Genomic DNA, 14,265 nt, shown 5'->3' with positions numbered 1-14,265 from the left:
CTGACACTGCGTTGATATCGCCCGCCATTTTTATACAAAACCTCATGTATGCTACGCAGAAGTTATCAAGTACCTCGTAGCGTATATACTTCTTAAACAATTGGTAACGTTTACACAGGAAAGTCATCGCGACCGGCAATAAGAGGGATATGCATGCCAGATTTTTTCTCCTTTATTAACAGCGTCCTTTGGGGATCGGTAATGATTTACCTGCTCTTCGGCGCAGGTTGTTGGTTCACTTTTCGCACCGGATTTGTGCAGTTTCGCTACATCCGCCAGTTTGGCAAAAGTCTTAAAAATAGCATTCATCCACAGCCAGGCGGTTTAACCTCATTTCAGTCATTGTGTACCAGTCTTGCAGCGCGCGTGGGTAGCGGCAACCTGGCCGGCGTTGCGCTGGCAATTACCGCCGGTGGACCTGGAGCCGTCTTCTGGATGTGGGTTGCCGCATTTATCGGCATGGCGACCTCGTTTGCCGAATGTTCCCTCGCACAGCTTTATAAAGAACGTGATGCCAATGGGCAGTTTCGTGGCGGACCGGCATGGTATATGGCGCGCGGGCTGGGGATGCGCTGGATGGGCGTTCTGTTCGCCGTCTTTTTGCTCATCGCCTACGGCATAATTTTCAGCGGAGTTCAGGCGAACGCCGTTGCGCGAGCTCTGAGTTTTTCTTTTGATTTTCCCCCGCTGGTAACAGGTATTATTCTCGCTGTCTTTGCTCTGCTGGCGATCACTCGCGGTCTTCATGGCGTCGCCCGGCTCATGCAGGGGTTTGTCCCGTTGATGGCGATAATCTGGGTACTGACCTGCCTGGTGATTTGCGTAATGAATATCGGGCAACTTCCCCACGTCATTTGGTCTATTTTTGAGAGTGCTTTTGGCTGGCAGGAAGCTGCAGGCGGCGCGGCGGGATATACCTTAAGCCAGGCGATTACTAACGGTTTTCAGCGCAGTATGTTTTCCAATGAGGCGGGAATGGGGTCGACGCCAAACGCGGCAGCGGCAGCTGCGTCCTGGCCTCCGCATCCGGCAGCGCAAGGAATTGTCCAGATGATTGGCATTTTTATCGACACCCTGGTCATCTGCACGGCAAGCGCCATGCTGATATTACTGGCGGGTAACGGCACAACCTACATGCCGCTGGAAGGTATTCAGCTTATCCAGAAGGCGATGCGGGTGCTAATGGGTTCCTGGGGTGCGGAGTTTGTTACCCTCGTGGTTATTCTGTTTGCCTTCAGCTCCATCGTTGCCAACTACATTTATGCCGAAAACAATCTCTTCTTTTTACGCCTGAACAACCCTAAAGCGATCTGGTGTCTGCGGATCTGCACCTTCGCAACGGTCATCGGCGGCACCTTGCTAAGTTTTCCGCTGATGTGGCAACTGGCAGATATCATTATGGCCTGCATGGCTATTACCAATTTGACCGCCATATTACTGCTCTCGCCTGTGGTTCATACCATTGCCAGTGATTATCTACGCCAGCGTAAACTCGGCGTGCGTCCGGTGTTTGATCCGTTGCGTTATCCGGAGATCGGTCGCCAGCTTTCTCCAGACGCGTGGGATGATGTTTCGCAGGAGTAATCACAACTATCGATCAACTCATTCTCTTTTTTTGCTAAAGTCGGCATAAATTTCCTGCAAGGACTGGATATGCTGATTCTTATTTCACCTGCGAAAACGCTTGATTACCAAAGCCCGTTGACCACCACGCGCTATACGCTGCCGGAGCTGTTAGACAACGCCCAGCAGCTGATCCATGAAGCGCGGAAACTGACGCCCCCGCAGATTAGCTCCCTGATGCGCATCAGCGACAAACTGGCGGGTATCAACGCCGCTCGCTTTCATGACTGGCAGCCAAATTTCACACCGGAGAATGCCCGCCAGGCAATTCTGGCGTTTAAAGGTGATGTCTACACTGGCTTGCAGGCCGAAACCTTCAGCGAAGACGATTTCGATTTTGCCCAACAGCATTTGCGAATGCTTTCCGGCTTGTATGGCGTACTGCGCCCGCTCGATTTAATGCAGCCTTATCGTCTGGAAATGGGGATACGTCTTGAGAATGCCCGAGGGAAAGATCTGTATCAATTCTGGGGAGATATCATCACCAACAAGCTGAACGAGGCGCTCGCAGCACAAGGCGATAATGTGGTGATAAATCTGGCGTCAGATGAGTATTTTAAATCGGTGAAGCCGAAGAAATTGAATGCCGAGATTATCAAGCCAGTGTTCCTCGATGAGAAGAACGGCAAATTTAAGATCATCAGCTTCTACGCTAAGAAAGCACGCGGTCTGATGAGTCGTTTCATTATTGAAAATCGGCTGACCAAACCAGAGCAACTGACTGGTTTTAATAGCGAAGGTTACTTCTTTGATGAAGCTTCCTCCAGCAATGGCGAACTGGTGTTTAAACGCTACGAGCAGCGTTAAGTTTGTAGTCAATGCCGGATGGTAATCCGGCATTGATATTTAGCGATGATGTTTGTCCGGCTCCGGACGATGATCGCCACGATGATCATTGTGCTTGTTATGGCGCGGCGATGGCGGCGGTCCATATGGGTGCCAGCGATTGCCTCGCCATTCATAATGTTGTTTCCACCAGCCGTGGTCGCGCCAGTGACCGCCATCCCAGTAATAGCCACGATTATCACGATCGCCTATCTGTAATTTTACTGACGGGACTAGCGTAATTTCCGCAGCCTGCGCTGCCATGGGAGCGACCAGAACCAGGGAAAGTGCGAGTACGATAGATTGCATCTTTTTCACAGGTTACTCCTTTTATCATTGCCCGTTATGGGTCGATATCCGGAGATTACGCGATGAGAACGGCAGTTGTTATTCTCCGCAATCCTAATCTCTAAGTTACCGCATTTATTGAGAATTTCTCCTTTTTCCCTGTCGTTTTTCTCCATATTTTCTTCATAAAAAAGCCGGGCTGCATAAAAGCAAACCCGGCCTGATTGAGATAATGAATAGACGTTACTGATGATTCATCATCAATTTACGCAACGCAGCAAAATCGGCGGGCAGGTTATGCGAAAGCAAGGGTAAATCAGCACGTTCTGCCAGCTCTTTTGGCAGATCCAACGTTTCACCGAGAATCGCTTCCACGCTCTCTTTAAATTTCGCCGGATGCGCGGTGCCGAGGAACAAGCCATATTCGCCTGGATTCAACTGGTCACGCAGCGCACGATAAGCTACGGCAGCGTGCGGCTCCGAGGTATAGCCCAGTTCTTTTAACTCACGCATTGTCTGTTGCGTGGTTTCATCATCCACGGCTGCATACCCCAGCTCTTTCAGTTGCCAGATTTTGCGGCGGAACAACTCTTCCACACGCGGCCAGTTGTTTGGCTGGCTAACATCCATCGCATTGGATAACGTCGCCTGAGTCGCTTTGGGTGACCACTGACCGTCGTGCAGGAAACGTGGTACGGTATCGTTCACGTTGGTCGCAGCAATAAAACGTTTTACCGGCAGACCGAGTGACTTCGCCAGCAGACCTGCCGTTAAATCACCGAAGTTTCCACTCGGTACCGAGACAACCAACTGGTTACGTGCTTCTTGCGGCAACTGTGCGACAGCCTCAAAGTAATAACAAATCTGCGCCAGCAAGCGACTGATGTTGATGGAGTTAGCAGAATTCAGCCCCAGCGCCACTTTCAGTTCTTCATCATCAAACGCCTGCTTCACCAGCGCCTGACAGGCATCGAAATCGCCGTCGATGGCAACAGTTTCGATATTGCCGCCCAATGTACAGAACAGTTTTTCTTGCAGTGGACTGATTTTGCCTCGTGGATAGAGGATAACCACTTTCACATTCGGTAAACCGTAGAAAGCATGAGCCACTGCCGCTCCAGTATCACCAGATGTCGCGGTCAGAATGGTCACTGGCTTATCGCCCGCAATATGGGTCAGCATTTGTGCCATAAAGCGACCGCCGAAATCTTTAAATGCCAGCGTTGGCCCGTGAAACAACTCCAGACAACCGACATCGCTTTCAACATTGGCGACCGGAGCCGGGAAGGCAAACGCCGCGCGTACGCGCTCTTCCAGGATTTCCTGCGGGATTTCATCACCAATAAACGCCGAGAGGATCTTCGCACTGCGGGTGACAAAATCCAGCTTCAGCATCTCATCAATTTCAGTCAGGCTGAATTCCGGCAGGTCGTGCGGGAAAAACAGCCCCTGATTTTTGCCCAACCCCTGGGTTACGGCTTGCGCAAAGCTGACCTGCTCATTGTGATCTTTCAGATTGTAGAGTTTCATTTAGTTTTCCAGTACTCGTGCGCCCGCCGTATCCAGCCGGCAAATATGAACAAAACCTTCCTGATTTTGCAGGTAGTTCTTACCCAACCAGTCGGCAACGCGCTGGGCGGTATCCGGCTTGTCACACAGAGCGAACAAAGTCGGGCCGGAGCCGGAGATACCGCTCGCTACCGCGCCGATTTCCGCAACCGCCTGCCGCGCCTGCCGGAAGCCTGGCAGTAACCGTTCACGGTAGGGTTCAGCGATAACATCTTTCATCAGCTTCGCGGCAAGCTCAGGCTGACGGGAATAGCAGGCGTGAATGAAGCCTGCCAGATGTCGCCCGTGCGCAATGCAATCCTGGCGGCGATACTGCGCCGGTAAAATAGCCCTGGCTTCTGCCGTCGAGACTTTAATCCCCGGATACGCCAGCACCCACAGCCACTCATCAAACCCTGGCACTTGCTGACTGATGATGTCGTTTTCTTCAATCATCAACTGCATACCACCAAGAAAACACGGTGCCACGTTGTCGTAATGAATGCTGCCGGAGATACGCCCTTCCAACTCGCCCATCAAAGCCAGCAAACGAGTGTCATTAAGCGGCTTGCCGCAGTGTTCATTCATCGCCATCAGCGCCGCGACCACTGAACAGGCGCTGGAGCCTAAGCCCGAACCGATCGGCATATTCTTTTCCAGAGTCATCGCCACTGGAATTTGCTTGCCAAGCTCCTGGCAAAAACGCTCCCAGCACTGATAAACGATATTTTCCCGTGGCTCTGACGGCAGCTTATCGGCAAAGCGTCCGAGGTTGTTGAGACTGAATGTCTCTGCCGCCTCAACCGTGACTACATCTCCGAGCAATGCACCATCAACAGGTGTCACCGCCGCCCCGAGCACATCAAACCCGACGCTCATATTGGCACTGGAAGCCGGGGCATAAACTTTAACCATGTCAGACTCCTAACTTCCATGAGAGGGTACGTAGCAGATCAGCAAAGACACCGGCAGCTGTAACGTCATTGCCCGCACCATATCCGCGCAGTACCAACGGCAGCGGCTGATAATAGTGGCTATAGAAGGCCAGGGCGTTTTCGCCATTTTTCACTTTGAACAGCGGATCATTACCATCCACTTCGGCAATCTTCACGCGGCAGACGCCATCTTCATCAATATTGCCAACATAGCGCAAAACTTTTCCTTCATCACGGGCCTTCGCCACACGCGCGGCAAAGAGATCGTCGAGCTGTGACAGATTCGCCATAAAAGCGGCGACATCACCCTCGGCGTTAAACTCTGCGGGCAGCACAGGTTCAATTTCAATATCCGCCAGCTCCAGTTCACGTCCCGTTTCACGAGCGAGAATCAATAGCTTACGCGCCACATCCATACCAGAAAGATCATCTCGCGGGTCCGGTTCGGTATAACCCATTTCCCGCGCCAGTGTGGTCGCCTCGGAGAAACTCATGCCTTCGTCTAACTTGCCGAAGATATAAGAAAGCGAACCTGAAAGAATGCCGGAGAACTTCACCAATTCATCACCTGCATTTAACAGATTTTGCAGGTTCTCAATAACCGGTAATCCAGCCCCAACGTTGGTGTCATAGAGGAATTTACGCCGCGATTTTTCCGCCGCATGACGCAACAGATGGTAGTAATCCATCGACGAGGTGTTAGCCTTTTTGTTCGGCGTGACGACGTGGAAACCTTCGCGCAGGAAGTCAGCATACTGATCCGCCACTGCCTGGCTGGAAGTGCAGTCAACAATGACCGGGTTCAGCAGATGATATTCTTTCACGAGGCGAATTAAGCGCCCGAGATTAAACGGCTCTTTGGCTTGCGCCAGTTCTTCCTGCCAGTTTTCCAGATTAAGGCCATGTACATTGGTGAGCAGAGCCTTCGAGTTGGCAACACCGCAGACACGTAAGTCGATATGTTTATTCTTCAGCCAGCTTTGCTGACGCTTCAGTTGCTCCAGCAGCGCACCGCCAACGCCACCGACGCCAATCACAAACACTTCGATAACCTGATCGGTATTGAACAGCATCTGATGAGTAACGCGCACGCCAGTGGTCGCATCATCGTTATTTACCACGACAGAGATTGAGCGTTCAGAAGATCCCTGAGCAATGGCGACAATGTTGATATTGGCGCGGGCCAGTGCGGCAAAGAATTTCGCCGAGATCCCACGCAAGGTGCGCATACCATCACCTACCACCGAGATAATGGCCAGCCGTTCCGTCACTGCCAGCGGCTCCAGTAAGCCTTCTTTCAGTTCCAGGTAGAACTCTTCCTGCATTGCCCGTTCAGCTCGCACACAGTCGCTTTGTGGAACGCAGAAACTGATGCTGTATTCGGAAGATGATTGCGTAATCAGCACCACGGAAATACGGGCGCGTGACATCGCTGCAAAGACGCGCGCCGCCATGCCAACCATCCCTTTCATCCCCGGGCCGGAAACGCTGAACATTGCCATGTTATTCAGATTGGAAATGCCCTTGACCGGTAATTCGTCTTCATCACGGCTGGCACCAATGAGCGTACCTGGTGCTTGAGGATTTCCGGTATTTTTAATCAGGCAAGGGATCTGGAACTGGGCGATGGGGGTAATGGTGCGGGGGTGAAGAACTTTAGCGCCGAAATAGGAAAGCTCCATCGCTTCCTGGTAGGACATCGACTTCAACAACCTCGCATCGGGCACCTGACGCGGGTCGCAGGTATAAACACCGTCAACATCCGTCCAGATCTCGCAACAATCGGCGCGTAAACAGGCCGCCAGCACCGCAGCGGAGTAGTCGGAACCGTTGCGTCCCAGAACCACCAGCTCGCCTTTTTCATTACCGGCAGTGAAACCAGCCATCAGCACCATGTGGTCAGCCGGAATGCGGCTTGCCGCAATACGGCGGGTGGATTCAGCAATATCAACGGTAGATTCGAGGTAATGCCCCACTGCAAGCAGTTTTTCGACCGGATCGATAACGGTAACGTTGTGACCACGCGCTTCTAACACGCCGGCCATAATGGCGATCGACATTTTCTCGCCACGGCAAATCAGCGCAGCGTTGATGCTATCCGGGCACTGCCCCAACAAACTGATGCCATGCAGGACATGTTTTATTTGGGCAAATTCCTGGTCGACGAAAGTTTTCAATTGTGCCAGCGGAAATCCCGGCTGGGCGGCGGCGAGTCCCGTCAGAAGTTCGGCAAAAATACGTTCGGCATCGCTGATATTGGGTAAAGCATCCTGGCCGCTAATGGTTTTTTCAATCATCGCTACCAGATGGTTGGTGATTTTGGCGGGGGCAGAGAGGACGGTGGCCACCTGCCCCTGCCTGGCATTGCTTTCCAGAATATCGGCAACCCGCAGAAAACGTTCTGCATTTGCCACTGATGTACCGCCGAACTTCAACACTCGCATGGTTGTTACCTCGTTACCTTTGGTCGAAAAAAAAGCCCGCACTGTCAGGTGCGGGCTTTTTTCTGTGTTTCCTGTACGCGTCAGCCCGCACCGTTACCTGTGGTAATGGTGATGGTGGTGGTAATGGTGGTGCTAATGCGTTTCATGGATGTTGTGTACTCTGTAATTTTTATCTGTCTGTGCGCTATGCCTATATTGGTTAAAGTATTTAGTGACCTAAGTCAATAAAATTTTAATTTACTCACGGCAGGTAACCAGTTCAGAAGCTGCTATCAGACACTCTTTTTTTAATCCACACAGAGACATATTGCCCGTTGCAGTCAGAATGAAAAGCTGAAAATCACTTACTAAGGCGTTTTTTATTTGGTGATATTTTTTTCAATATCATGCAGCAAACGGTGCAACATTGCCGTGTCTCGTTGCTCTAAAAGCCCCAGGCGTTGTTGTAACCAGTCGACCAGTTTTATGTCATCTGCCACTGCCAGAGTCGTCAGCAATGTCATGGCTCGTTCGCGTAAAGCTTGCAGTTGATGTTGGTCTGCCGTTGTGTCACTTTTCGCCGGTTGTTGTATTAATGTTGCTAATTGATAGCAATAGACCATCACTGCCTGCCCCAGATTGAGCGAAGGATAATCCGCCACCATCGGCACACCAGTAAGAACGTCAGCCAACGCTAACTCTTCGTTAGTCAGCCCGGAATCTTCGCGACCAAACACCAGAGCGGCATGGCTCATCCATGAAGATTTTTCCTCTAACAGCGGCACCAGTTCTACTGGCGTAGCGTAGTAATGATATTTCGCCCGACTGCGCGCAGTGGTGGCAACAGTGAAATCGACATCGTGTAACGATTCAGCCAGTGTCTTGAAAACTTTAATATTATCAATAATATCACCAGATCCATGTGCGACCCAACGGGCGGCTGGCTCCAGGTGTGCCTGACTATCAACAATCCGCAGTTCGCTAAAACCCATCGTTTTCATTGCCCGCGCCGCTGCCCCAATATTTTCTGCTCTGGCGGGTGCAACCAGAATAATCGTTATACGCATATTGCCACTCTTCTTGACCAAATAACCGCGAACAGGGTGATCATTGTCAACTTATTACGCGTTGCGAATTTACAAATCCTTAACGTAAGTCGCAGGAAAAGCCCTTTGCTTAGCTTAAAAAAGGCTAAACTATTTCCTGACTATACTAACGATTGAATTGTTAAAAAATGCTACATATCCTTCTGTTTACTTAGGATAATTTTATAAAAAATAAATCTCGATAATTGGATTCACCAGGTTTATTAGTTGTATGATGCAACTAGTTGGATTATTAAAATAATGTGACGAAAGCTAGCATTTAGATACGATCATTTCATCAAACTGTTAACGTGCTACAATTGAACTTGATATATGTCAACGAAGCGTAGTTTTATTGGGTGTCCTGCCCCTCTTAGCCTGTTATATTGCTGTTAAAATGGTTAGGATGACAGCCGTTTTTGACACTGTCGGGTCCTGAGGGAAAGTACCCACGACCAAGCTAATGATGTTGTTGACGTTGATGGAAAGTGCATCAAGAACGCAATTACGTACTTTAGTCATGTTACGCCGATCATGTTAATTTGCAGCATGCATCAGGCAGGTCAGGGACTTTTGTACTTCCTGTTTCGATTTAGTTGGCAATTTAGGTAGCAAACATGCAGACCCCGCACATTCTTATCGTTGAAGACGAGTTGGTAACACGCAACACGTTGAAAAGTATTTTCGAAGCGGAAGGCTATGATGTTTTCGAAGCGACAGATGGCGCGGAAATGCATCAGATCCTCTCTGAATATGACATCAACCTGGTGATCATGGATATCAATCTGCCGGGTAAGAACGGTCTTCTGTTAGCGCGTGAACTGCGCGAGCAGGCGAATGTTGCGTTGATGTTCCTGACTGGCCGTGACAACGAAGTCGATAAAATTCTCGGCCTCGAAATCGGTGCAGATGACTACATCACCAAACCGTTCAACCCGCGTGAACTGACTATTCGTGCACGCAACCTGCTGTCCCGTACCATGAATCTGGGTACTGTCAGCGAAGAACGTCGTAGCGTTGAAAGCTACAAGTTCAATGGTTGGGAACTGGACATCAACAGCCGTTCGTTGATCGGCCCTGATGGCGAGCAGTACAAGCTGCCGCGCAGCGAGTTCCGCGCCATGCTTCACTTCTGTGAAAACCCAGGCAAAATTCAGTCCCGTGCTGAACTGCTGAAGAAAATGACTGGCCGTGAGCTGAAACCGCACGACCGTACTGTAGACGTGACGATCCGCCGTATTCGTAAACATTTCGAATCTACGCCGGATACGCCGGAAATCATCGCCACCATTCACGGTGAAGGTTATCGCTTCTGCGGTGATCTGGAAGATTAATCGGCTTTACCACCGTCAAAAAAAACGGCGCTTTTTAGCGCCGTTTTTATTTTTCTACCTTATTTCCAGATACGTAATTCATCGTCCGTTGTAACTTCTTTACTGGCTTTCATTTTCGGCAGTGAAAACGCATACCAGTCGATATTACGGGTCACAAACATCATGCCGGCCAGCGCCACCACCAGTGCACTGGTTCCCAACAACAGCGCGCTATCGGCAGAGTTGAGCAGTCCCCACATCACACCATCCAGCAACAACAGCGCGAGGGTAAACAACATGCTATTACGCCAGCCTTTCAATACCGCCTGCAAATAAATACCGTTCATTAACGCCCCAATCAGACTGGCGATTATCCATGCCACGGTAAAACCGGTATGTTCAGAAAGCGCCAGCAAGAGCAAATAAAACATCACCAATGAAAGCCCCACCAGCAAATATTGCATTGGGTGTAAACGTTGCGCGGTGAGCGTTTCAAAAACAAAGAATGCCATAAAAGTCAGCGCAATCAGCAGAATGGCGTACTTAGTCGCCCGGTCCGTTAATTGGTATTGATCGGCTGGCGTCGTCACTGCGACGCTAAACGCGGGGAAGTTTTCCCAGCCGGTATCATTGCCTGAAGCAAAACGCTCACCGAGATTATTAGCAAACCAGCTACTTTGCCATTGCGCCTGAAAACCTGACTCGCTAACTTCCCGTTTGGCTGGTAGAAAATCACCTAAAAAACTGGGATGCGGCCAGTTGCTGGTTAAGGTCATTTCGCTATAACGCCCGCCAGGCACCACAGAAAGATCGCCGGTACCGCTTAAATTCAGCGCCACATTCAGCTTCAGGTTCTGCTTGCGCCAGTCCCCTTCGGGTAAAGGGATATGCACGCCCTGCCCGCCTTGCTCTAACCCGGTGCCGGGTTCAATGGTCAGCGCCGTACCGTTAACTTCAGGCGCTTTCACCACACCAATACCACGCGCATCCCCGACGCTAATCACAATAAATGGCTTGCCTAAGGTGATATTTGGCGCGTCGAGTTCGCGAAGACGCGAAACATCGAAATCGGCTTTTAGCGTTAAATCACTGTGCCAGACCTGACCGGTATAGATGCCTATCTTGCGTTCTTCCACATTCTGATTGCCATCAACCATCAATGACTCAGGTAACCAAAAATGAATAAAACTTCGTTTCCGCTCCACGGTTTTATCGTCTTCCTGCACCGTATAAAGCTCGGTCACAGGAATAGCGATGAGCGGCCCAACGAGTTTTTGCGGCCCGCTGGCACTTTGGCGAATCACATCTTCCACATCGCTACGGTAATCGGCACGTTCGACAATCACCTGCCGAATCAGCATTATCGGAATCAACAACAGCAATACTGCACCAAACAAGGTGGTCATTTTCCAGAACAGGGGGGATTTCAACATAGTCTTCTCCTTTGCAATGGCAGCAGGATACGAAGGCTATGTGGGAAGAATTTGAAGCTATGTGAAGTGACGGTGAAGTCGAAGCGAGGCCAGCACGCCACCTTCCTGCACGTTGCGCAGCGTGACTTCGCCGTTAAACAAACGGGCGACCTCACTGACAAACGCCAACCCCAGACCGCTGCTTTTTTGCCCATTTGCACGCGGCAAAGAGTAAAAGCGTTCAAAAATACGTGACAGCGCGTAGTCAGGAATCCCACTACCGGTATCCAGCACCTTAAGGGTGACGTATTCCTGATCCACTTCGGCGCTTAGCGTTATGCAACCGCTCTCGGGAGTAAAATCGATGGCGTTATCCAGTAAATTCCCCAGCGCCTGCTCCAGTAACGCCGGTTCAGAAGCAACGTTAACCTCAGTAGGCATAACATGCAAAGTGATGTTTTTTTCTGCCAACTGCACGGTGCGCGCTTCGCTGACGCGGCGAAATAATGCCGCCACATCAACAGCAGTCAGAACGACTTCCTGACGATTCTCCAGTCTTGCCTGGCGTAGTAACGTTTCCACCAGTGCCTGCATTCGCGCATTTTGCGTCAGAATGTTGTCGGTAAAACGAGCCACCACTTCCGGCGGCGGACCTTCGCGTAAAATTTCCGCCGCGCCACGAATCGCCGCCAGTGGGCTTTTTAGCTCATGAGTTAACGCATAAACATACTGCTCAATATAGTTTTTCCCTTCCAGCTTCACGCGCATACTTTCCAGCGCCTGCGCGAGTTTACGCAACTCGCTACTACCGAGATCGGGGAGAGGAACGGGCTTATTGTCAGTGACGGAATCAGCATAGCGAGTGAGCCGGGCAATAGAGCGGTTGATCCACCAAACCATGCCTGCGCCAATCACCAGTGCAATCCCCAACAAAATGGCGCTGGCCCATAAAATTCGCCGCTCGCTACGCTTAATGACCGGAGCCATCGCCGCGTTCGGTTTGCCTACGCTCAAAACGCCAATAAGCCGCGAGCCGTCCATAATCGGCGCGGCAACATACATCACAGAACTTTCGGGATCGGCAGGATTTTGCAACGTGCTGCGCGCACCATACTGACCACGCAACGTTAGCCAGACGTCATTCCAGCGCGAATAATCCTGTCCAACGGCTTTATTTGCCGAATCGAACAATACTTTGCCCTGCGCATCGGTCATATAGACATGATATTCGTTGCGCACTTTGTTAATGCCACCGATATTGGCGCGAAACGGGCGATGTTGTAGCTGATTAAACGCCTGCGCCAGTTGCCCATGCGTTGGGTCCCCAGAGAGCAAATCGGGACGCGCCAGCTCCGCCAGCAACGTTGCGGTGTCGATTAACGTCCCCTCGGTTGCTCTTCGCACGCCCGGTTTAACTTCTTTGACAAAAATAGCCAGTACGAACCAGGCCGCCACCGCCACCAGTAAAAAATAGCCCAGCAACAACCGCATGCCGATACGCATTACAGGCCCCTCAGGCTATATCCCATGCCGCGATGAGTATTAATCGGTGAAAGATCGGGGTTGATGGCGCGCAGCTTGGCACGCAGCGTTTTAATGTGGGTATCGACGGTGCGATCGTAGGTGTCCTGCGCATCTTCCCACACGCTATCCATCAGTTGCTGGCGGGACCAGACGCGGCCCGGCGACTTGAGTAACGTCTTCAGCAATAAAAACTCATACCGCGTCAGCGTTAATGGCGTGTCAAACCAGCTGATCTGCGCCGCAGGTTCATTCAATTCAAAATGACCAATACGGATAACGGGAGACGGCGTCGAGAACTTCTTCACCCGACGCAGTAAGGTGCGCACTCTGGCGCACACTTCGCGAGGTGAAAACGGTTTAGCCACGTAGTCGTCAGCGCCAATTTCCAGCCCAAGCAGGCGATCGACCTCTTCACTTCGGGCCGTCAGGAACAGTACAGGTAACGCCGGATGGAGCGCCAGTAACTGGCGGCACAATTCAAAGCCGCTGATATCAGGCAAACCAACATCGAGAATCATGACATCGGGAACCTGCTGGCGAGCTTTATCCAGCACTGGCAAGCCTCGCTCAAAGACCTCGACGTCAAAACCTTCCTGTTGCAACATGTAGACCAGCGTATCGGCTATCCCTTGCTCGTCTTCGACTAACCAGACCGTTTCCCGTTGCATAAATCGCCTCTGTTATTGCCGCCACGGCATGACAGGAACCGCGCTAATCGCGTTTTTCGGCGAACCTTCTACAACTTTGTCGGAGTAAGCCAGATAAGCGAGCGCGTTGCGTTTAGCGTCATAAAAGCGCACGACCTGTAACGACTTAAAGACCAGGGACGTGCGTTTTTTGAATACTACCTCGCCCTGAGCTTTGCCGTTTTTAATACGATCCGACAGTTCAATCGGCCCGACTTGTTGACAAGAAATGGCCGCATCGGAGGTATCTTCTGCCAGGCCCAATCCCCCTTTAATACCACCGGTTTTCGCCCGGCTCACATAACAGGTGACATTTTTCACATCGGGATCGTCAAAGGCTTCAACAACAATTTTGTGATCCGGGCCGATCATTTTAAATACGGTGTCGACCGAACCAATCTCTTCTGCATGAGCCAATGGCCCCAGCATTATCAGGCTTAAAGACAGGATTAAATGCTTGTATTTCATATCGTTACCATTTTTATCTATTACACGAGCAATTAGTTCGTCACGGTAAATAACATATTGATTAAGAACAAAATCTCAATACTTTTATTTCCGTCAAGACCTAAAACATACTCGACTAAGAAAAAAACACTGAAT

14 protein-coding genes and 1 other annotated feature are annotated in these 14,265 nt (G+C 50.7%); of the genes, 3 read left to right on the top strand and 11 right to left on the bottom strand.

Features of this window, described 5'->3' with window-relative positions; all coding sequences use genetic code 11:
* Positions 1-153 precede the first annotated feature (153 nt).
* Complete coding sequence (locus ACJHYO_RS05665) at positions 154-1,584, top strand: alanine/glycine:cation symporter family protein (protein WP_085455674.1); 1,431 nt, start codon at positions 154-156, stop codon at positions 1,582-1,584.
* Between the two features lie 69 nt (positions 1,585-1,653).
* Positions 1,654-2,430 (top strand): peroxide stress protein YaaA, encoded by a 777-nt coding sequence (gene yaaA, locus ACJHYO_RS05660; RefSeq protein WP_000906188.1) that lies wholly within the window; start codon positions 1,654-1,656, stop codon positions 2,428-2,430.
* A gap of 39 nt (positions 2,431-2,469) precedes the next feature.
* Here yaaA and ACJHYO_RS05655 read toward each other — a convergent pair whose 3' ends face one another.
* The 7 genes from ACJHYO_RS05655 to yjjY form a co-directional block, all read right to left on the bottom strand.
* Positions 2,470-2,766 carry a DUF2502 domain-containing protein gene (locus ACJHYO_RS05655; RefSeq protein WP_000738733.1) on the bottom strand — a complete coding sequence of 99 codons (297 nt, stop codon included), beginning with the start codon at positions 2,764-2,766 and terminating at the stop codon, positions 2,470-2,472.
* Positions 2,767-2,979: 213 nt separating this feature from the next.
* Positions 2,980-4,266: a threonine synthase gene (gene thrC, locus ACJHYO_RS05650; protein ID WP_000781063.1), complete on the bottom strand. Its 1,287-nt coding sequence runs from the start codon at positions 4,264-4,266 to the stop codon at positions 2,980-2,982.
* Entirely contained in the window at positions 4,267-5,199 is a 933-nt protein-coding gene (thrB, locus tag ACJHYO_RS05645) for a homoserine kinase (RefSeq protein WP_000241660.1), read from the bottom strand.
* Position 5,200: 1 nt separating this feature from the next.
* Complete coding sequence (gene thrA, locus ACJHYO_RS05640) at positions 5,201-7,663, bottom strand: bifunctional aspartate kinase/homoserine dehydrogenase I (protein ID WP_001350366.1); 2,463 nt, start codon at positions 7,661-7,663, stop codon at positions 5,201-5,203.
* Between the two features lie 25 nt (positions 7,664-7,688).
* Positions 7,689-7,808 (bottom strand) — a sequence feature (Thr leader region).
* Entirely contained in the window at positions 7,744-7,809 is a 66-nt protein-coding gene (thrL, locus tag ACJHYO_RS05635; RefSeq protein WP_001386572.1) for a thr operon leader peptide, read from the bottom strand. Its footprint overlaps the feature before it by 65 nt.
* A gap of 213 nt (positions 7,810-8,022) precedes the next feature.
* Positions 8,023-8,709: a tRNA/rRNA methyltransferase gene (locus ACJHYO_RS05630; protein ID WP_001223137.1), complete on the bottom strand. Its 687-nt coding sequence runs from the start codon at positions 8,707-8,709 to the stop codon at positions 8,023-8,025.
* A gap of 399 nt (positions 8,710-9,108) precedes the next feature.
* Positions 9,109-9,249, bottom strand: a complete 141-nt coding sequence (gene yjjY / locus ACJHYO_RS05625) for a protein YjjY (protein WP_001295754.1) — start codon at positions 9,247-9,249, stop codon at positions 9,109-9,111.
* 95 nt (positions 9,250-9,344) lie between these two features.
* On the opposite strand from yjjY, the gene arcA reads away from it, so the two are divergent.
* Positions 9,345-10,061 (top strand): two-component system response regulator ArcA, encoded by a 717-nt coding sequence (gene arcA, locus ACJHYO_RS05620; RefSeq protein WP_001194358.1) that lies wholly within the window; start codon positions 9,345-9,347, stop codon positions 10,059-10,061.
* Between the two features lie 59 nt (positions 10,062-10,120).
* Here arcA and creD read toward each other — a convergent pair whose 3' ends face one another.
* Genes creD through creA form a run of 4 tightly spaced genes read right to left on the bottom strand, consistent with a single transcriptional unit; the run spans position 10,121 to position 14,130 of the window.
* Positions 10,121-11,473 (bottom strand): cell envelope integrity protein CreD, encoded by a 1,353-nt coding sequence (creD, locus tag ACJHYO_RS05615; RefSeq protein WP_001357542.1) that lies wholly within the window; start codon positions 11,471-11,473, stop codon positions 10,121-10,123.
* A gap of 57 nt (positions 11,474-11,530) precedes the next feature.
* Complete coding sequence (creC, locus tag ACJHYO_RS05610; RefSeq protein WP_001219586.1) at positions 11,531-12,955, bottom strand: two-component system sensor histidine kinase CreC; 1,425 nt, start codon at positions 12,953-12,955, stop codon at positions 11,531-11,533.
* A complete protein-coding gene (gene creB / locus ACJHYO_RS05605; RefSeq protein WP_001188687.1) occupies positions 12,955-13,644 on the bottom strand; it encodes a two-component system response regulator CreB in 690 nt (229 codons plus the stop codon). The genes creC and creB overlap by 1 nt, the downstream gene beginning before the upstream one ends.
* A gap of 12 nt (positions 13,645-13,656) precedes the next feature.
* Positions 13,657-14,130, bottom strand: coding sequence for a protein CreA (gene creA / locus ACJHYO_RS05600; protein WP_000875487.1), 474 nt, complete (start codon positions 14,128-14,130; stop codon positions 13,657-13,659).
* Positions 14,131-14,265 lie beyond the last annotated feature (135 nt).

The organism is Escherichia sp. WS1118 (assembly GCF_046487695.1).
In the GTDB taxonomy this organism is placed as follows: Bacteria; Pseudomonadota; Gammaproteobacteria; order Enterobacterales; family Enterobacteriaceae; genus Escherichia; species Escherichia coli.
Note: the sequence above shows the minus strand (reverse complement) of the source record. Positions and strands in the feature narration are given on the sequence as shown.

Coding starts and splice junctions, on each gene's coding strand:
- thrA (WP_001350366.1), bottom strand. CDS start 7,663: ATGCGAGTGTTGAAGTTCGGCGGTACATCAGTGGCAAATGCAGAACGT.
- creC (WP_001219586.1), bottom strand. CDS start 12,955: ATGCGTATCGGCATGCGGTTGTTGCTGGGCTATTTTTTACTGGTGGCG.
- ACJHYO_RS05665 (WP_085455674.1), top strand. CDS start 154: ATGCCAGATTTTTTCTCCTTTATTAACAGCGTCCTTTGGGGATCGGTA.
- yjjY (WP_001295754.1), bottom strand. CDS start 9,249: ATGACTAAAGTACGTAATTGCGTTCTTGATGCACTTTCCATCAACGTC.
- creD (WP_001357542.1), bottom strand. CDS start 11,473: ATGTTGAAATCCCCCCTGTTCTGGAAAATGACCACCTTGTTTGGTGCA.
- ACJHYO_RS05630 (WP_001223137.1), bottom strand. CDS start 8,709: ATGCGTATAACGATTATTCTGGTTGCACCCGCCAGAGCAGAAAATATT.
- thrB (WP_000241660.1), bottom strand. CDS start 5,199: ATGGTTAAAGTTTATGCCCCGGCTTCCAGTGCCAATATGAGCGTCGGG.
- creB (WP_001188687.1), bottom strand. CDS start 13,644: ATGCAACGGGAAACGGTCTGGTTAGTCGAAGACGAGCAAGGGATAGCC.
- thrC (WP_000781063.1), bottom strand. CDS start 4,266: ATGAAACTCTACAATCTGAAAGATCACAATGAGCAGGTCAGCTTTGCG.
- arcA (WP_001194358.1), top strand. CDS start 9,345: ATGCAGACCCCGCACATTCTTATCGTTGAAGACGAGTTGGTAACACGC.
- creA (WP_000875487.1), bottom strand. CDS start 14,130: ATGAAATACAAGCATTTAATCCTGTCTTTAAGCCTGATAATGCTGGGG.
- yaaA (WP_000906188.1), top strand. CDS start 1,654: ATGCTGATTCTTATTTCACCTGCGAAAACGCTTGATTACCAAAGCCCG.